This is a genomic window from Phenylobacterium sp. (assembly GCF_036723115.1).
Classification (GTDB): domain Bacteria; phylum Pseudomonadota; class Alphaproteobacteria; order Caulobacterales; family Caulobacteraceae; genus Phenylobacterium.
In genome coordinates this window covers 1-17,119 of sequence record NZ_DAIMHV010000020.1, presented here as the reverse complement: position 1 = coordinate 17,119, position 17,119 = coordinate 1, and the positions used below count along the sequence as shown (strand labels likewise).

The window sequence follows — 17,119 nt, the reverse complement described above, 5'->3', positions numbered from 1 at the left end:
GAGCGCCCTGGTGGCTGAGTACGACTACGACCTTTTCGTCATCGGCGCGGGCTCGGGCGGGGTGCGCGCGGCGCGCCTGGCCGCCATGAGCGGCGCCCGCGTCGCCGTGGCCGAGGAGCACCGGGTCGGCGGCACCTGCGTTATCCGCGGCTGCGTGCCCAAGAAGTTCATGGTCTATGCCTCGGAGTTCGCCAGCCACTTCAAGACCGCCCGGGCCTATGGCTGGACGGTGGACGATCCGCGGTTCGACTGGCCCGCCTTCCTGGCCGAAAAGGACAAGGAGATCGCCCGGCTGTCGGGCATCTACGTCACCAATCTGCAGAACGCCGGCGCCGAGCTGGTTCACGCCAAGGCCCGGCTGGTGGATGCGCACACGGTGGAACTGGTCGGCAAGGACCGCAAGGTCACCGCGGCCAAGATCCTGATCGCCACCGGCGGCCGTCCCTGGGTCCCGCGGGACATGCCCGGTGTCGAGCATGTCATCACCTCTGACGAGGCCTTCCATATCGAGCAACTGCCCAAGCGCATGGTGATCGCCGGCGGCGGCTATATCGCCGTGGAGTTCGCCTGCATCTTCAACGGCCTGGGGGTGGACGTCACCCTCGTTCACCGCGGCCCCAACATCCTGCGGGGCTTTGACGACCACGTCCGCGCCCATCTGGCCGAGGAGATGGACAAGAAGGGGATCAAGGTCCTGCTGGGCTGCCAGCATGACCAGGTGACCAAGGGGCCTGACGGGCTGACCAGCCACCTCTCCTCAGGCCATGAGGTGACGTCCGATCTGGTCCTCTTCGCCACCGGCCGGGAGCCCTATGTGGAGGGCCTGGGCCTGGAGGCTGCGGGCGTCGAGACCCGCGACGGGGCCATCGTGGTGGACGCCTTCTCGCGCACCAGTGTGGACGGCGTCTGGGCGGTGGGGGATGTCACCAACCGGATCAACCTGACCCCGGTGGCCATCCGCGAGGGGGCGGCCTTCGCCCAGACCGAATTCTACGACAACCCCACCAGCTTCGACCACGAGATGGTCGCCTCCGCGGTTTTCTCCCAGCCGGCCATCGGATCGGTGGGCCTGACCGAGGCCGAGGCCCGCCGCCAGCACGGCAAGGTGGACATCTATTTCTCGCGCTTCCGGGCCATGAAACACACCTTCGCCGGCGGGGATGAGCGGGCGCTCATCAAGCTGGTGGTGGACGGGGAGAGCCAGCGCCTGCTCGGCTGCCACGTGGTGGCCCAGGATGCGCCGGAGATCATCCAGATGGCCGCCGTCGCCCTGAAGATGGGGGTGACCAAGGCCCAGTGGGATTCCACCTGCGCGGTCCACCCGACGCTGGCCGAAGAACTGGTGACCATGCGCGAGAAGTACATGCCGCAGGACCTGGGCGCAGCGGCGTGAGCGAGGCGCGCCGGGAGACGCAAGCCGTCTGGGTCAACCGCTGGCTGGGCGGGGTTCTCGTCCTGTGCTTTGCGCTGATTCCCCTGGCCGGCTGGCTGGGTCCTCTGGCCTTCGCCCCGATCATGGCCGGCATCGGGCTGATGTGCCTGCCCGCCCTGCGGGTGGAGGAGGGCGACCGTCCCCTGGCGCTGGCGCTGACGGTGGCGGTGATCTGGGCCGTGGGTTCGACCCTGTGGAGCCCGTTCGAAATCAAGGACCCCTGGACCTCGAACCCGGCCAAGCTGGTCAGTCAGGCCTTGCTCTACTGGGCGGCCTATTGCGCGGTTGCGCGGCTGGAGGCGCCGGCCCTCCGCCGGGCCATGTCGGTCTTCATGTGGGGCGTCAGCGCGCTTTCGGTGCTGATCATCGCCGAGGCGGTGACCGGGGCGGCCCTCTATCAGTGGGTCAGGCAGGCCATCGGCGATCCCATCCGGCCCGATCTGGCGGTGCGCAACACCGCCCAAGGGGTCTTCGTCCTGGCGGTCCTGTGGGGGCCGGCGGCCCTGGCGGCGTTCCGGCTGGGCTGGTGGCAGCTTTCGGTGTTGATGGCGGCGGCCATTCTGGCCGGGGGGTTTGGCCTGGCCGCCGACGCCCCGGTCCTGGCCCTGGTCGCGGCGGGCCTGGCGGGGGCGGCGGTGTGGTTCTGGCCCAAGCTCGCGCCGCGGGTGCTGGCCGCCGCCGCAGGTCTCCTGTTCCTTCTGACCCCCCTGGCGGTCTGGGCGGCCCGGGAGCAGGGGATCTACGGGCGCATCCAGGAGATGGTCAGCCTCTCCTGGTCCATGCGCATGGACTATTGGAGCTTCGCCATCGACTGGATCGGCGACAAGCCCCTGCGCGGCTGGGGCCTGGACGCCAGCCGCATGTTCGGCCCCGGCATCAAGCTGCACCCGCATAACGGGCCTCTGCAGATCTGGCTGGAGCTGGGGGTCATCGGCGTCGCTGCGGCCGTGATCCTCTGGGCGGGCCTGTTCCTGAAGCTGGAGCGCCGCACCCCCGACCTGGGGGCCAGCGCCGGGGCGGCGGCCGCCGTCAGCTATCTGACTTTCGCCACGGTCAGCTTCGGGGTCTGGCAGGAATGGTGGCTGGCCCTGGGGGCGCTGGCCGTCCTCGCCGCCGCCAGCGTCCAGCGGCTGGCCCCCCGCGCCGCTGAGGCCGGCCGCCGCCAGACCGCTGTCCGCAGCCCATCGACCTCGCCTCGCTTATCGGAGTAGAAGGCGCCACCTTCGGTCCTGCGCGCCCTTTAGCGGCGCGGACGCCTCGCCGCCTGGAGAAGTACTGATGAGCGAGACCTGGAAGCCCTCGAACTGGCGCGCCAAGCCGGCCAAGCACATTCCCGAGGACTATCCGGACCCGGCCGCCGTGGCCCAGGTGGAGCAGACCCTGCGCGGCATGCCGCCGCTGGTCTTCGCCGGCGAGGCGCGCCGGCTGAAATCTCTGCTGGGGGACGTGGCCGAGGGCCGCGCCTTCCTGCTGCAGGGCGGCGACTGCGCAGAGAGCTTCAAGGAATTCCACGCCGACAACATCCGCGACACCTTCCGGCTGATCCTGCAGATGGCCGTGGTCCTGACCTTCGCCGGCGGCAAGCCGGTGGTGAAGGTGGGCCGCATGGCCGGCCAGTTCGCCAAGCCGCGCTCCTCGCCGGTGGAGAAGATCGGGGATGTGGAGCTGCCCTCCTATCGCGGCGACAACATCAACGGCATGGAGTTCACGCCTGAGGCGCGGACACCCGATCCAGAGCGCCTGCTGCGCGCCTACGCCCAGTCATCCTCGACGCTGAACCTGCTGCGCGCCTTCGCCGGCGGGGGCTATGCCGATCTCTACAACATCCATCGCTGGACCCTGGGCTTCGTCAATGACAGCCCGCAAGGCGCCCGCTACCGCGAGCTGTCGGAGAAGATCAGCGAGGCCCTGACCTTCATGGCGGCCATCGGGGTGACCCCCGACAGCCATCCCGACCTGCACCGGGTGGAGTTCTTCACCTCGCACGAAGCCCTCCTGCTGGGCTTCGAGGAGGCCATGACCCGCGTCGATTCCACCTCGGGCGACTGGTACGACACCTCGGCGCATCTGCTCTGGATCGGCGAGCGCACCCGCCAGCTGGACGGGGCGCACATCGAGTTCTGCCGCGGGGTGAAGAACCCCCTCGGGGTCAAGGTGGGGCCGACCGTGGAGCCGGACGAGCTGCTGCGGCTCATCGACGTGCTCAGCCCTCGCAACGAAGCCGGCCGCCTGACCCTCTATGGACGGTTCGGCCACGACAAGATCGCCGATCGCCTGCCGCGCCTCATGCAGGCCACCAAGGCCGGGGGCCGCAATGTGGTCTGGGCCATCGACCCCATGCACGGCAACACGCTGACGGCGGCCACCGGCTACAAGACCCGGCCCTTCGACCGCATCCTGTCGGAGGTGAAATCCTTCGTGGAGATCGCCAAGGCCGAGGGCGTGCATCCGGGGGGCGTGCATCTGGAGATGACCGGCCAGAACGTCACCGAATGCCTGGGCGGCGCGCGGGCGCTGACCGAGGGCGACCTGGCCGACCGCTACCACACCCATTGCGACCCGCGCCTGAACGGCGAACAGGCGCTGGAACTGGCCTTCCTCGTGGCTGAGAAGCTCAAAGAAGACCGGGTGGAAATGGCCCGCCGCGTCGCGGTCTGATCGCCGCTGCGTCTGTGGCCCACGGGCCACCGCGCCGCCGGACGTGATCCGCGCCGCTTCGCCAGCCTTGCCTTGCGGCGGCGGGACGATCACCTTCCGCGCCTCTTTGACATTGGATGTGCGTCATGGCCGGATCTGCGGCCCCTTCAGCGCCCGCGTCGGCGGCGCGCCAAAACCTCGTGCGTCGCGACCTGAACCTGCTGGTGCGCCTGGCGGGGCCCGTCGTGATGTCCCGGCTGGGCGTCATGACCATGGGGCTGATGGACGCCATCGTGGTGGGCCGCTACTCCGCCGAGCAGCTGGGTTTCCACGCCCTGGCCTGGGCGCCGACCTCGGTGGTGCTGACCATGGCCATCGGCCTGCTCACTGGAGTCCAGGTGATGACCGCCCGCGCCGTGGGCGAGGGGCGTCGCCACGAGAGCGGGGCGGTTCTGCGGCGCGGCCTCGTCTATGGGGCCTGGATCGGCCTGGCCAGCATGGCGGCCCTGGCGCTGCTGGGACCGTTCGGTCTGGCCCATCTGGGCCTGGCGCCGGAACTGGCCTCCGGGGCGGCCTGGCCGGTGGTGGTCTTCGCGCTTTCCCTGCCCACCTATGTCATCGCCTGCGCCGCCAGCTTCTGGCTGGAGGGGCTGTCGCGGCCGGCGCCGGCCATGATCATCATGTGGCTGGCCAATGCGGTGAACCTGGCCTTCCTGCTGGTCCTGGTGCCCGGCGCCTTCGGCCTGCCGGCCCTGGGGGCGGTGGGGGCGGCCTGGGCGACCTTCGCGGCGCGGGCCTTTCTGATGATCGGCCTGCTGGTCTTCATCGCCACCATGCGCGAGGCGCCCGAACTCGGGGTCTTCGCCAAGCCGAAGCGCGATCGCCACGCCGAGGCCGAACAGCGCAAGGTGGGCTATGGGGCGGGCGCGTCCAACTTCTTCGAGGTGGCGGCCTTCGCCTCGCTGAACATCGTGGCCGGTTGGATCGGCGTGCTGGCGCTCGCCACCTGGACCGTGGTGCTCAATGTGGTGGCCATGGTCTTCATGGCGCCTCTGGGTCTGGCGGCCGCCACGGCGGTGCTGGTGAGCCGGGCCTACGGGGCCCGCGACCGGGCCGGCGTGGTGCGGGCGGGCCTCATCGGCTTTGCGGTCACCGCCGTGTTCGGGGTCGTGGTCTCCCTGGTCATCTGGCCCACCGCGCCGTGGATCGCCGCGGCCTACACCACCGAGCCGCAGGTCATCGCCGTGGCCGCCGCGGCTCTGGCCCTGTCCTGCCTGTTCCTGCTCACCGACGCCCTGCAGGTGGTGATCGCCCAGGCGCTCCGGGCGCGGGGGGACGTCTGGCTGCCCACCTTCACCCACCTCATCAGCTACATTGTGGTGATGATGCCGCTGGCCTGGTGGCTGGCCATTCCCCAGGGCCTGGGGGTGATGGGTCTGGTCTGGGCCGTCATCCTGGCCAGCCTGCTCTCGGCGGGCCTGCTGGCCTGGCGGTTCTGGAGGCTCTCGCTGCGGCCGCTTTAGGCGCGTGGCGCCGGGCGCTCGGGCGTCAGCCGTGGCCGGCGCCCAGGATCCAGCCTTCCTCACGGTCGGCGGCGTCGGCCACGTCCTGATCGGCGCCGGGCGGGACGGCGAACAGGGGGGCGAGCTTGCCCGCCTCGTCCAGCCGGGCGAAGTGCTCAGCGGTCTCGCGCACCTGAACGAGGTCCTTCACCTCGCCCGGCGAGGCCTTGATCTTCAGCAGCGAGGGATAGACCTCGGCCACCACAGCCTCGACTCCGTCCAGATCGGCTTCGCTCAGGGCCTTGAACCCGGTCTCGAACGGCCACACTCGCACCGCATCTCCGCGGGCGGCCTTCAGCCGTCGGATGGCCGGAATGCCCAGCAGGGCCTGCCCCCCCACGGAACCGTTGTAATAGAGCTTCCAGATCGAGGCCGCGCCCTTGGCGGCCTGGTCCGCATGGCGGAATTCCGGCAGGTCGTCGGGTCCATGGGCGCGGGTGCGCTTGGGTTGCAGGGTGGTCAGGGCGTCCTTGGGCGGGCACCCCCAGAAGGGGAAGGGGCCGCCGGTCATGCGCCGGTTCAACTCCGAGCCCACGCCGAAGCGGTTGTTGGTGTTGTCGGCCTTGTCCTTGACCATCTTGTCGATCTGGTCCCAGACCGCCCGCCAGGGCGCCTCGCCGGGCAGCTTCAGGGCGTCGGCGAAGCCGCGGGGGAATCCCAGCGGAAAATCAAAGCCCAGCAGGGCGCGCTCGCCGCGCTTCTTCAGGTCGTCCAGCACGCCGACCAGCACCTTCTCGGCCTCCTGGCGGGTGGCCGGATTGTGGGCTTCGAACGACATGCGGAAGCGCACGTCGCGCTTGAGCACGCCGATCCAGACCGAGTCGGCGCCGGTGGCGGGCTTGGCGGCCGCGCTCCAGTCAACGATCACATAGGCGCTGAACAGGCGCGACACGGCGAACTCCGGGGCATAGGTGACGGGGAGGTTGTGACTGTAGCCTCTCGCCGGGGCCGGGCCAATGGCGGGTCGTTCACAAGACACATAAGATGGCTATGGTGTCGGCGCTTTCGCAGCCTGGAGATTTGTAATGAAGCCCGTCCTGTTCGCCGCCCTGGCCGCCAGCCTGGCGCTCGCCGCCTGCGGCCCGTCCTCTGACGGCGCCCGCGCGCCCGTGGCCGGCGGCGGCGAGATTGAGGCTGCGCCCACCGGGCCGGAACTGAGCGGCGTCGGCGCCCTGGTCGCCCTGGACGGACGCACCGCCACCATCGACCACGAGGCCGTGGAAGGCGGTCTGCCGGCCGGCCGCAGCGAGTTCCGCGCCTACGCCACCGTCCTGGCCGAGGCCCCTCTGGAGCCCGGCTCGCGGGTGGCCTTCAAATATCAGGCCGCTGAGCCCCTGCCTGTGCTGACGGAGCTTGCGGCGCGATAGTCGCGTGATCAGATCCGGCGCCGCCGCAGCGGTGGCGCCGGACCGTCGGATCATGCTAGCCCGTGATCCGATTTCACGGAATCGGATCACGGGCCGGATTCCCTGTTGGACGCGCGTTGTGAACCGATAACCGGTTCCCACTTATCGGAACGCGCTCCAGGCGCGGGCCCGAAATGGAGGGCCCATGAGCGAGACCTTGCGCGGCGGAGTCATCGGGGCCGGCGTCTTCGGCGCCTATCATGCTCGCCAATATGCCCGCCTGCCCGGCGTGAATCTGGCCGCCGTGCATGATCCCCACCCCGAGCGCGCCGCCGCCCTGGCCATGCCCCTGGGCGGGCGGGCCTTTTCCGAGATGGACGCCTTCCTTGAGGCGGTGGATGTGGTGACGGTGGCCTCGCCGGCGCCCTTCCACGCCGCCCAGGCCCTGGCTGCGGTCCAGGCGGGCAAGTCGGTCTATATCGAAAAGCCCATCGCCACCGTGGTGGCCGACGCCGCCAAGGTGGCCGAGGCGGCCGCGCGCGCCGGCTGCGTGGTGGCCTGCGGGCACCAGGAACGGGTGCTGTTCGGGGTCATGGGCCTCTTCGACATCCCCGCCCAGCCCCTGCGGCTGGAGGCGGTGCGCCACGGCACGCCGTCCGAGCGCAGCCTGGACGTCTCGGTGGTGCTGGACCTGATGATCCATGACCTGGACCTGGCGCTTTCCCTCTCGTCAGCCGAGCCGGTGACGGCCGAGGGCGAGGGGGACATCGTGCGCAGCGGCGCCTGGGACACGGCCCGGGCGGAGGTGACCTTCGACGACGGCTTCACCGCCCTCTTCGACGTCTCGCGCCAGGCGCAGGCCCGCAAGCGCACCATGAAGATCGTCTATCCCAGCGGCGAACTGGAGATCGACTTCCTCACCCGGGCCTTCCGCAACACCACGGGCTTCTCGCTGAACCCGGATTTCGCCGAAACGCCCGCCGCCCAGGACACCCTGGGCGCCAGCATCGAAGGCTTCCTGGCCGCGGTGCGGGGGGAGGCGCCGCGGCCCGTCGTCACCGCCGCCGAAGCCATCCGCGCCCTCGACCTCGCCCTGGCGGTGGAGCAGGGGCTCGAACCGGGCGGCTGAACGGTTCCTAGGAATTAGTCGCAAAAAAGGCTTGCGATCGATCCTGCCTCTGCGGCATTTGTGCGACTGCAATGCGGTCGCAACAATGCGTCGCTCAAGGGGGACGATATGAAGCGACGGCTTATGATGAGCGCGGCGATGGCGATGGCGACGACGATGGTCGCCGTCCAGGCGAACGCTCAGGACGCCACCGTAAGCGAGGTCGTCGTCAGCGGTCGGGCGCAACAGCTTTATCGCACGCAGGAGGTCCAGGCCGTCCGCCTGCCCACTGCGCCGCTCGCCTCCAGCCAGACCGTTCAGGTCATCAATGCCGAGCTGATCTCTGACCAGGGGGCGCGAGACGCCCAGGATCTGTACCGCAGCATCTCAGGCGTCAGCCTCTTTTCCTACGCCGGGGTGACGGCGCGGGGCTTCAGGCAGGAAGAAATCTTCTTCGACGGCCTTCGCGGCGACCCCTATGCGGGATTCTCGGTGCCGCAGCTCTTCAATGTGGAGCGCGTGGAGTTCCTGAAGGGGCCGGCGGGCATGCTCTACGGCCCCGGCGCGCCGGGCGGCCTGTTCAACTATGTCACCAAGAAGCCGGAGGACGTCTTCGCCGCCAGGGTGGCCGGCGTCGTCGGGACCGAAGCGCGTTATGGCGCCTCGGCCGAAGTGACAGGCCCCCTGCCGCTGGACGGGCTGGCCGGCCGCTTGGGCGCCTTCTACGAGGAGCGCAACACCCCCCGGGTGGGGGCGCGCTCGGAAATCCTGATCGTGGACGGGGGGCTGAAGCTGGACCTGCCCCTGGGCGAGTTGACCCTGCAGGCCACCCATTATGATCAGAACCTGCCCGGCAACCGCCTGCGCGGCATCCCGACCGACAACCTCGGCCACTTCCTCGCCGACCGGCGCTGGAATCACAATGAACCCGGAGACTTCCTGCGTCTCGAGGCCAATGTGCTTCAGGCCAGCTGGACGGCCCAGGCCTCCGACGCCCTGACTCTCAACCTCGCCGCGCGCTACAGCGAAGGTCTGGAGACCCAGAAGTACCACGAGCCCTTCGGCCTGCTGGACACCAACGGAGACAGCAGAGCCGACACCACACGCCGGCAGTACCGAGACCAGATCCGCGACCTGTCGAACTGGTCGTTCGGAGGCAACCTGATCTGGTCGTTCGACCTCGCCGTGATCGACAGCCGTCTCCTGGCCGGGGCCGACGCCTTCTCCAGCGAGCTCGACTTCAAGAGCCGCAGCCTGAACGGGGGCGCCGTCGTCACCGCAACGGCCCCGGCGCCGCTCAGCCTGTCGCGCCCGGTCTATGGGCTGACCCCCGTCAGCGCTTACATCCTTCCGGCCTTCGCCCGCACCCTCACCGAGTCCGAGCGTGCGGGGGGCTATCTTCTCTATGAGGGCACGGTCGGGCCGCTGATCGGCACGGTGGGCGCCCGTTATGACAGCTTCAAGGACGTTTCCGGCGTCACCAGGTTCGAGGATGACGCCCTGACCTGGCGGGCGGGTCTGGTTTACCGCCTGCGCCCGGACGTTTCGCTTTACGGCCAATGGTCCCAGAGCTTCGAGCCTCAAGGGGTGGCCAGCCAGACGCCTCTGGCGGGCGGTCCGTTCGAGCCCACGGAAGGGGAGATGTATGAGGGCGGGCTGAAGGCCGAACTCATGGGCGGCCGGGTCCAGGGCTCGGCGAGCCTTTATCACATCACCCGCACCAACATCCTCCAGGCCGATCCGCGCGGGGACGTGGACAATGACGGCGTCAATGATCTGGTCGCCTTCGGTGAGATCACCAGCAAGGGCCTGGAGCTCGACCTGACCGCCGACGTGACCCCCCACTGGGTGGTGACCGGGTCCTATGCCTATAACGACACCAGGATCACGGCCGACAATGGCCGCACCGCGCTCACCAACAGCGTGGGCGACCGGTTCGCCAACGCGCCAGAACATACGGCGGGCTTCTGGACCCGCTATCAGTTCCCGGCTCTCGGCCTGGCCGTCGCCCTAGGGGGCGACTATGTCGATGTCCGGCGTTCGCTGTCGAACCAGAAGGTCCGACCCTACTTCGTCCTGGACGCCTCCATCATCTATACGACCGGACCCTGGCGCGCCCTGCTGCGCATCGACAACCTGACCGACGAGGTCTACGCCGCCTCGGGCTTCACCGACCGGACGGGCCATTTCCCCGGCGAACCGCGCTCGGTCTTCGTCGAGCTCTCGCGGCGATGGTAGCCCTGGACGGCGAGGGGCGAGCCCTGGTCCAGCCGCGTCGGGGCAAGAAGGCCTCTCGCCTTTGGTGGGAGGTGCATCAGTGGGCGGGGCTGAAGTTCTCGATCCTCCTCAGCTTCATCCTGCTTACCGGGACCCTCGCCACCCTCAGTCACGAACTGGACTGGCTCATGCGGCCGGCCATGAGGGTGAATCCCGCCACGGTGGCGGCGGAGGCGAACTGGCCGGCCATAGCGGCGACAGCCGTCGCCCAGGCTGGAGAAGGCCGCGTGCTCAGCTTGGAGGGTCCGACCGATCCCTGGTTCGCCGCGGCCGCCATCGTGGAGTCGCCCGAGGGCGGCCTCTCATTCGTCTATCTTCACCCGACCACGGGGGAGTTCCAGGGGCGCGGACACTGGGTCGGCGCCCAGCGCATCCTGCGCAACATGCACCGGCACCTGATGATGCCGATCCCCATCGGCGTGCCCATCGTCACCTCGCTGTCGCTGTTGCTGGCCGTGAGCCTGGTGACCGCCTTCGTGGTCTACAAGAAATGGTGGCGGGGCTTCCTTCGGCCGGTGCGGTTCAATGATCTGAGAACCGCCACGGGCGATTTCCATCGCCTTGCGGGGGTCTGGAGCCTGTGGTTCGTCGCCCTGATGATCGTCACCGGCCTCTGGTACATGGCCGAGGAGCTGGCCTTCTCCGCGCCGTCTCATCCCTCGGCGAAAATCGCCCCGTCCGAGCTGTCCGCGCCGGCCCAGGCCGCGGCGCTGGGGCGGAGCCTTCAGGCCGCAAGAGCGGCTGCTCCTGACCTGCGGATCCGACGGATCATGTTTCCTACAGAGAAGTCGGGGGCCTTCGTCTTCCAGGGACAGGACGCCGCCATGCTGGTGCGCGACCGCGCCAACGCTGTCTGGACAGGCGTCGACACCGGCGCGGTGGAACTGGTCGCCGACGGGCGCGCCCTGACCCTGCACCAGCGAATCTCAGAGGCGGCCGACCCCTTGCATTTCGGCACGTTCGGGGGATTGGCCACCAAGCTGATCTGGTTCGTCTTCGGCCTCGCCTTGACCGGATTGTCGGTCTCGGGCGTCGCCATCTACGCCCTTCGCCTCCTGCGGGCCGAGCGGCGGCCCAAGGGCTGGGGAAGCGTTTTGGCCGCCAGCTGGCGCGGCATGGGACTCTGGCGCTGGCCGGCCCTGCTTCTGGTGCTGGCGGGATTTCTGCTCATTCCCAGCGTCTTCGCCCAGGGTTAGCCGGAGCGAGGCCGGGCGCGCAGACCCTTGCGGCGCGACCGCGGCCGCCTAACCTGTGCGACAAATCAGCAGGAGACGCCCGTGGCCGACGCTTATGACTTCGCCTTCCAGTCCATCGACGGGGGCGAGCTGCCCCTGACCACCTTCAAGGACAAGGTGGTTCTTGTGGTCAACACCGCTTCGAAGTGCGGCCTCACCCCCCAGTATGAGGGCCTGGAGAAGCTCTATTCAGACTATCGCGACCAGGGGCTGGTGGTGCTGGGCGTGCCCTGCAACCAGTTCATGGGCCAGGAGCCGGGGACGGAATCGGAGATCGCGGCGTTCTGCGCCACCACCTTCGGCGTGGACTTCCCCATGACCGCCAAGACGGACGTGAAGGGCGAGGGCGCCCATCCTTTTTATCAGTGGGCTCGGGCCGAACTGGGCGAGGCCGCCGAGCCGGTGTGGAACTTCCACAAGCTGCTGGTGGGGCGCGACGGCCGTCTGATCGCCGCCTTCGGTCCGCGCACCGAACCCGCCGATCCCGACATGGTCGGCCAGATCAAGGCGGCGCTTTGAGGCCGTCCTCTCGAGCGCGTTCCGATAAGTGGGAACCGGTTATCGGAACGAAACGCGCTCAAGCCTCTGAATTCAGAGCCTGATTCAACGATCAGACGGTTCCGTCTGATCGCATCGGCTCTAGCGGCGACGGCCCTTGTCGGCTTCGGCGTTGATGTACTCTTCAAACCCGCTGGCCTGCACGGCGCGGTTTTCGAGGCGGGGCTGGCTCGTATAGTCGCTCGGCCCTTCGTTGAAGGTGACCGACGGGCCGCCCGCGCCCCTGGGGGCGGCGACATTGACCGCACTCGGCTGGTCCCAGGGCGTGGCGTCGGTCTTGGACGCCGCATACTCCGCCCGTTCGGCGTCGGTGACCACGCCGTCGCCGTTCAGATCGGCCGGCTGGGTCAGCCGCAGGGTCTGGGCCTGGGCCGTTCCACCGGCGAGGCCGAGCGCTGCGACCGAAAATGCGACCACGAGTTTCATCAAGCTTACTCCCATGCCAGGCGCCGAGACACTGGCCCTGGTGGGGACCAAGTTCAAGCCAGGGCGGGCACGCCGGCCACATAGGGGTGCAGGACGAGGAGGGCGCCATAGGCGACCACGCTGGCCAGGGGACGAAGCAAGCCGATCTCCCCCAGGCGCAGCTTCTGGCGGCCGGACAGGATGGCGGCGAAGGGAAGATTGGAGGTCTGGGCGGCGAACGGCGCCCAGGCGTCCCCCAGGACCCGGCGGCGCTTGGCGTCGATGCTGACTGTTCCGGCAAGCGCCAGGACCAGCAGGGAGCCGAAAAGCAGGAAGCTCGCCACGTCGCCATTGACGATCAGATGGCCTGCGGCCCACAGGCTGACGCCCCAGAGGAAGGGGTGGCGGGTGATGCGCAGCATTCCCTTCACCGCATCGGGCCGCTGCAGAATCTGCTCCTGCTTCACGCTGGTGGGGTTGGGCGTGGTCAGGCCGATGACCACGAAGATCACCGCCACCAGCTGGAGCACGTACTGAAGGTGACGGCCCCCTGCGGTCACGCCCCAGAAGGCCAGATTGGCCTCGTCGCCACGAGCCGCCCCATAGGCGAAACCCATCCAGGTGAGCAGGGCGGCCGAGGCCAGGGAGAACAGACCCATATACGGGCCTTCGCCGAGCCGCCGGACCAGTCCGTCCCGGACGACGGTCCCGGACACCAGCAGGTGGAGCACAATGAAGGCCGCGGCGGCGGCGAACAGCGAGACCATGGCGTTTCCCCCGAAAGGCTGGAGACACCATCCCCGCATCAATTTACAGCGTCAAGATAAAGCTTCGTCTTCGTCGTCGAAGAGGTCGCGAGTCCTGGGCTCCCGCTGAGCCTGTCGGGCCGGTTTGCGAACAGGCGCCTCATCCCAGGGCGGAGATTCGTCCAGCGGGTCCGAGGGTTCGGCCTGCGGGGCCTCGAACTTCGGCTCAGGCGGCGGCGCCGCTCGGACCTGAGGCTGGCTGGGCGGGGCAGGCGAGGGCCGTTGAACGGGCGCGGCGCGGCGCAGGATAGCCTCCATCCGGGTGATCCACCGGTTGCCGTCCTGAATCGCCTGGGCGGGGGAGGGGCCGTTCCGCCTGGCTTCGTCGCCTGGAGCCCACAGCACGAGTTCGAAGTCCGGATAGCGGGCGTCGTCGAAGATGAAGCGCAGGATCACCTGACCGTTGGCCGAGCCCCGCTGTTCCAGGGGCCGGCGGGCCTCCCCGCGATAGACCCGGGCGCGAACGTCGCCCTCGATGATGAGTTCGGCGCCCACCAGTTCGTCGATCCGATAGACGAGGCACCAGGCGCCCTGGTCCCAGGCCACCGCGGCGAGGTTGCGCGAGAAATTGAAGCCCACCCCGCGGCCGTGGGCGTTGATCACCGCGTCGGACTGGGCCTTCATCACATGACGAAAGGCGCGGCGGATGCGCCGGTCTTCGTCCATGAACCATATGGCGGCGCTCCCGGCGAAGGTCACCGCCGTGCCCGCCAGGGCCAGCCAGAGAATCAGCCGCACCGTCTCGTCCATGAGGCCGCAGGCTAACGGGCTTGGCCATTGGCGAGAAGGCGTTCAGAGATCGAGGTCGATCACCAGGGGGACATGGTCAGAGGGCTTGTCCCAGGCGCGCACGTCACGATGAATTTCGCAGCCCTTCAGCCGGTCGGCGGCCTGGGGCGAGAGCAGGGCGTGGTCGATGCGGATGCCGTGGTTCCGCTGCCAGGCGCCGGCCTGATAGTCCCAGAAGGTGTAGGCGCCGGGCGCGCCGTCGGCCTGGAGATAGGCCTCAGTCAGACCTAGCCATTTAAGCGCCCGAAAAGCCTCCCGGGTGCGGGGCTGGAACAGGGCGTCATCCAGCCACTTGTCCGGGTTCTCCGCGTCACGGGGTTCTGGAATGACATTGTAGTCGCCCATGAGGGCCAGGGGCTCTTCGAACCTCAGCAGATCCTGGGCGTGGCGATGCAGGCGCGCCATCCAGTCCAGCTTGTAGGCGAACTTCTCCGAGGCGACCGGATTGCCGTTGGGCAGGTAGATGGAGGCCACGCGCACCGGCGAAGGCCCTGACACTACGGCCTCCAGATAGCGGGCCTGGTCGTCGGTCTCGTCTCCGGGCAGGCCGCGCCGGACATCCTCCAGGGGCGACTTGGACAGGATAGCGACGCCATTATAGGTCTTCTGACCGTGGACGCAGACATTATACCCAAGCCTTTCAAAGACTTCGGCGGGAAACTTCTCATCGACGCACTTGATTTCCTGCAGACAGGCGACGTCCGGCTGGGCCAGCTCGAACCACCGGACCACCGTCTCCAGGCGGGCGTTGACGGAATTGACGTTCCAGGTGGCGAGCTTCATCGCGGTCTCCGGCGGCGGGTGTCGGCCATGGATAGGCCGCAGCGCCGTGAATTCCCAGGCCGACGGCGCGGGATGGCGATCTCAGATGGAGAAGCTCACGCCGCAGCCGCAGCTGGACTTGGCGTTGGGGTTGCGGATCTTGAACTCCGCGCCCACCAGTTCGTCGACGAAGTCGATCTCGGAGCCCTTGAGCAGGACGAGCGAAATCTCGTCCACCAGGGCCACCGCGCCGTCCCGCTCGATGCGCAGGTCGTCCGGCTCAGGGGCGTCCACCAGGTCGAGCTGGTACTGGAAGCCCGAACAGCCGCCCCCTTCCACGGCCACGCGCAGCATGACAGGTCGGCCCTCGGCCTGGCTGATGGCCTTCAGACGCTGGGCGGCGGTTGCGGAAAGGGTCAGATCGACGGCGGTCATGGCGGCGGCTGTTACAGGAAGGGTGCGCCTCGACTATATGTGGCCGGATGCGGCCTGCTCCAAGGGCCGTTTGTGAAGAAGGGTTCGATGGCCTCTTTCCTTCCCCCCCGCGTCGCCTATGCGGAAGACCCCGGCTCGTCCCGCGGCCGCAAGGTTCTGGAGCCCGACAGCCGCACCCGCACGCCCTTCGCCCGCGACCGCGACCGGATCATTCACGCCACCGCCTTCCGGCGCCTGAAGGAGAAGACCCAGGTCTTCGTCGCCCATGAGGGCGACCACTTCCGGACCCGGCTGACCCATTCGCTGGAGGTCGCCCAGATCGCCCGGTCGGTCGCCGCGGCCATCGGGCTGGACGCCGACCTGGCCGAGACCGTGGCGCTGGCCCATGACCTGGGCCACCCGCCCTTCGGCCATGCGGGCGAGGACGAGCTGCAGATCCTCATGGCCGAGTTCGGCGGCTTTGATCACAACGTCCAGACCTTCCGCGTGGTCACCAAGCTGGAGCGCCGCTACCCCCAGTTCGATGGGCTGAACCTGACCTGGGAGACCCTGGAAGGGGTGATCAAGCACAACGGCCCGGTGAGCGGAAAGCTCGATCGCCCCTCCTGGCGGGCCATCGCCGAGTTCGACGCCGAATATGACCTGCGCCTGTCCACCTGGGCGTCGGCGGAGGCGCAGGTGGCGGCGCTCGCCGACGACATCGCCTACAACAATCACGACGTGGACGACGGGGTCCAGGCCGGGCTGTTTCATCTGAAGGAACTGCTGGACGTGCCGCTCATCGGCCCCATCCTGCATCGCACCTATGCCGATTATCCGGACCTTGACCCGGGCATCATCCGGCTGGAGGCGGTGCGCCGGATGATCGGGGCCATGGTGGAGGACGTCCTGGCCGAGACCGCCCGCCGGGCCGAGGGCCACGGCCTGAAGCACCCTGAGGATGTCCGCGCCATGGGCGGCCCCCTGGTGGCCTTCTCCCACGACATGGTGGAGGACCTGTCCCAGCTGCGCGCCTTCCTGATGGAGCGAATGTACCGCCACTGGCGGGTCAACCGCACCCGCAGCCAGGCTCGTCGTATTCTGGCCGAGATGTTCGCGCTCTTCATGCAGGAGCCCGACGTCCTGCCCGGCGAGTGGTACGCCCAGTCCCGTGACCGCGACGAAGCCGGCCGCGCCCGGGTGGTCTGCGACTATATCGCCGGCATGACCGACAGATACGCCATCGAGGAGCACCGGCGACTTTTCCACCTGGAGAGTTGGGCCTGAGCCAAAGGCGGGCCGCGCACGGGCCCCGCCTCGGCTAGACTTGCCTCCTGGCGCGCCTGATTCGGCGCGCGCCGACCCATTTCCATCCCGCGGAGCCTGCGCGATGTCCGACCATGATCGCGGCGCCTATACGCCCCATTCCGACGCGCCCCTGTCCTTTGACGCGCGCCAACCCGTGCGGGGCTCGCGCCCGGCGCCCCTGATGCTGGTCATCAGCGCCGTGGTCCTGGTGGTGCTGGTGGTGGCCATCGTGCTCATCTATCGCTCCGGCGCCCAGGAGTCCGGCGAGGCGCCGCCGGTGGTGGGCGCGCCCGTGGGCGAGATGAAGGGCCAGCCGGCGGCGGACGCCCAGCCGGTGGATCCGGCCACGGGCCTGCAGATCTATCAGTCCGAACTGGGCGAGCCTGCGCCCGCCCAGCCCAACTTCGTGCCCCCGCCGGAAGAGCCCCAGGCCCGTCCGGCGCCGGAAATGCGCCCGACCACGCCGGTGGAGAGCCGTCC

Annotated in this window: 16 protein-coding genes and 1 pseudogene; 11 read left to right on the top strand and 6 right to left on the bottom strand. The window is 68.8% G+C overall.

Annotation, left to right across the window (positions count from 1 at the left end; genetic code table 11):
- The first annotated feature begins 10 nt into the window (after positions 1 to 10).
- The 4 genes from gor to V7D28_RS04120 all read left to right on the top strand — a co-directional run bounded on the left by gor (position 11) and on the right by V7D28_RS04120 (position 5,592).
- Positions 11 to 1,393: a glutathione-disulfide reductase gene (gor, locus tag V7D28_RS04135; RefSeq protein ID WP_333586096.1), complete on the top strand. Its 1,383-nt coding sequence runs from the start codon at positions 11 to 13 to the stop codon at positions 1,391 to 1,393.
- Entirely contained in the window at positions 1,390 to 2,643 is a 1,254-nt protein-coding gene (locus tag V7D28_RS04130; RefSeq protein WP_333586095.1) for an O-antigen ligase family protein, read from the top strand. Before gor ends, V7D28_RS04130 begins: the two co-directional genes overlap by 4 nt.
- A gap of 67 nt (positions 2,644 to 2,710) precedes the next feature.
- Positions 2,711 to 4,090 carry a class II 3-deoxy-7-phosphoheptulonate synthase gene (locus tag V7D28_RS04125; protein WP_333586094.1) on the top strand — a complete coding sequence of 460 codons (1,380 nt, stop codon included), beginning with the start codon at positions 2,711 to 2,713 and terminating at the stop codon, positions 4,088 to 4,090.
- 125 nt (positions 4,091 to 4,215) lie between these two features.
- Positions 4,216 to 5,592, top strand: a complete 1,377-nt coding sequence (locus V7D28_RS04120; RefSeq protein ID WP_442957890.1) for an MATE family efflux transporter — start codon at positions 4,216 to 4,218, stop codon at positions 5,590 to 5,592.
- 25 nt (positions 5,593 to 5,617) lie between these two features.
- Here the strand turns inward: V7D28_RS04120 and V7D28_RS04115 are convergent, their stop codons facing one another.
- Positions 5,618 to 6,523, bottom strand: coding sequence for a cobalamin biosynthesis protein CbiG (locus V7D28_RS04115; protein WP_333586092.1), 906 nt, complete (start codon positions 6,521 to 6,523; stop codon positions 5,618 to 5,620).
- Between the two features lie 133 nt (positions 6,524 to 6,656).
- Between V7D28_RS04115 and V7D28_RS04110 the strand changes: the two genes are divergently transcribed.
- The 5 genes from V7D28_RS04110 (at position 6,657) to V7D28_RS04090 (ending at position 12,116) form a co-directional block, all read left to right on the top strand.
- Positions 6,657 to 6,998 (top strand): copper-binding protein, encoded by a 342-nt coding sequence (locus V7D28_RS04110; protein ID WP_333586091.1) that lies wholly within the window; start codon positions 6,657 to 6,659, stop codon positions 6,996 to 6,998.
- 184 nt (positions 6,999 to 7,182) lie between these two features.
- Complete coding sequence (locus V7D28_RS04105) at positions 7,183 to 8,106, top strand: Gfo/Idh/MocA family protein (protein ID WP_333586090.1); 924 nt, start codon at positions 7,183 to 7,185, stop codon at positions 8,104 to 8,106.
- Between the two features lie 144 nt (positions 8,107 to 8,250).
- On the top strand, positions 8,251 to 10,323 hold the full coding sequence (locus V7D28_RS04100; protein ID WP_333586089.1) for a TonB-dependent siderophore receptor: 2,073 nt from the start codon (positions 8,251 to 8,253) through the stop codon (positions 10,321 to 10,323).
- Positions 10,317 to 11,558: a PepSY-associated TM helix domain-containing protein gene (locus V7D28_RS04095; RefSeq protein ID WP_333586088.1), complete on the top strand. Its 1,242-nt coding sequence runs from the start codon at positions 10,317 to 10,319 to the stop codon at positions 11,556 to 11,558. Before V7D28_RS04100 ends, V7D28_RS04095 begins: the two co-directional genes overlap by 7 nt.
- Positions 11,559 to 11,639: 81 nt before the next feature.
- Positions 11,640 to 12,116, top strand: a complete 477-nt coding sequence (locus V7D28_RS04090) for a glutathione peroxidase (protein WP_333586087.1) — start codon at positions 11,640 to 11,642, stop codon at positions 12,114 to 12,116.
- Positions 12,117 to 12,236: 120 nt separating this feature from the next.
- Here the strand turns inward: V7D28_RS04090 and V7D28_RS04085 are convergent, their stop codons facing one another.
- The 5 genes from V7D28_RS04085 to V7D28_RS04065 all read right to left on the bottom strand — a co-directional run bounded on the left by V7D28_RS04085 (position 12,237) and on the right by V7D28_RS04065 (position 15,352).
- Positions 12,237 to 12,581 (bottom strand): hypothetical protein, encoded by a 345-nt coding sequence (locus V7D28_RS04085; RefSeq protein ID WP_333586086.1) that lies wholly within the window; start codon positions 12,579 to 12,581, stop codon positions 12,237 to 12,239.
- A gap of 53 nt (positions 12,582 to 12,634) precedes the next feature.
- A complete protein-coding gene (locus V7D28_RS04080; RefSeq protein WP_333586085.1) occupies positions 12,635 to 13,327 on the bottom strand; it encodes an NnrU family protein in 693 nt (230 codons plus the stop codon).
- A 51-nt stretch (positions 13,328 to 13,378) separates the two neighbouring features.
- Positions 13,379 to 14,116 (bottom strand): hypothetical protein, encoded by a 738-nt coding sequence (locus V7D28_RS04075; RefSeq protein WP_333586084.1) that lies wholly within the window; start codon positions 14,114 to 14,116, stop codon positions 13,379 to 13,381.
- A 42-nt stretch (positions 14,117 to 14,158) separates the two neighbouring features.
- On the bottom strand, positions 14,159 to 14,938 hold the full coding sequence (gene xth, locus V7D28_RS04070) for an exodeoxyribonuclease III (RefSeq protein ID WP_333586083.1): 780 nt from the start codon (positions 14,936 to 14,938) through the stop codon (positions 14,159 to 14,161).
- Positions 14,939 to 15,019: 81 nt separating this feature from the next.
- A complete protein-coding gene (locus tag V7D28_RS04065) occupies positions 15,020 to 15,352 on the bottom strand; it encodes a HesB/IscA family protein (RefSeq protein WP_333586082.1) in 333 nt (110 codons plus the stop codon).
- Between the two features lie 87 nt (positions 15,353 to 15,439).
- Between V7D28_RS04065 and V7D28_RS04060 the strand changes: the two genes are divergently transcribed.
- Positions 15,440 to 16,618: a deoxyguanosinetriphosphate triphosphohydrolase gene (locus tag V7D28_RS04060; RefSeq protein WP_333586081.1), complete on the top strand. Its 1,179-nt coding sequence runs from the start codon at positions 15,440 to 15,442 to the stop codon at positions 16,616 to 16,618.
- 103 nt (positions 16,619 to 16,721) lie between these two features.
- Positions 16,722 to 17,119: pseudogene (locus tag V7D28_RS04055) on the top strand (SPOR domain-containing protein); the annotation flags it as partial.

Bases quoted from the DNA above. Each gene is read 5' to 3' on its own strand.
- V7D28_RS04080 (WP_333586085.1), bottom strand. From the start codon at position 13,327: ATGGTCTCGCTGTTCGCCGCCGCCGCGGCCTTCATTGTGCTCCACCTG.
- V7D28_RS04125 (WP_333586094.1), top strand. From the start codon at position 2,711: ATGAGCGAGACCTGGAAGCCCTCGAACTGGCGCGCCAAGCCGGCCAAG.
- V7D28_RS04120 (WP_442957890.1), top strand. From the start codon at position 4,216: ATGGCCGGATCTGCGGCCCCTTCAGCGCCCGCGTCGGCGGCGCGCCAA.
- V7D28_RS04095 (WP_333586088.1), top strand. From the start codon at position 10,317: ATGGTAGCCCTGGACGGCGAGGGGCGAGCCCTGGTCCAGCCGCGTCGG.
- xth (WP_333586083.1), bottom strand. From the start codon at position 14,938: ATGAAGCTCGCCACCTGGAACGTCAATTCCGTCAACGCCCGCCTGGAG.
- V7D28_RS04105 (WP_333586090.1), top strand. From the start codon at position 7,183: ATGAGCGAGACCTTGCGCGGCGGAGTCATCGGGGCCGGCGTCTTCGGC.
- V7D28_RS04085 (WP_333586086.1), bottom strand. From the start codon at position 12,581: ATGAAACTCGTGGTCGCATTTTCGGTCGCAGCGCTCGGCCTCGCCGGT.
- V7D28_RS04100 (WP_333586089.1), top strand. From the start codon at position 8,251: ATGGCGACGACGATGGTCGCCGTCCAGGCGAACGCTCAGGACGCCACC.
- V7D28_RS04060 (WP_333586081.1), top strand. From the start codon at position 15,440: ATGGCCTCTTTCCTTCCCCCCCGCGTCGCCTATGCGGAAGACCCCGGC.
- V7D28_RS04065 (WP_333586082.1), bottom strand. From the start codon at position 15,352: ATGACCGCCGTCGATCTGACCCTTTCCGCAACCGCCGCCCAGCGTCTG.
- V7D28_RS04110 (WP_333586091.1), top strand. From the start codon at position 6,657: ATGAAGCCCGTCCTGTTCGCCGCCCTGGCCGCCAGCCTGGCGCTCGCC.
- V7D28_RS04075 (WP_333586084.1), bottom strand. From the start codon at position 14,116: ATGGACGAGACGGTGCGGCTGATTCTCTGGCTGGCCCTGGCGGGCACG.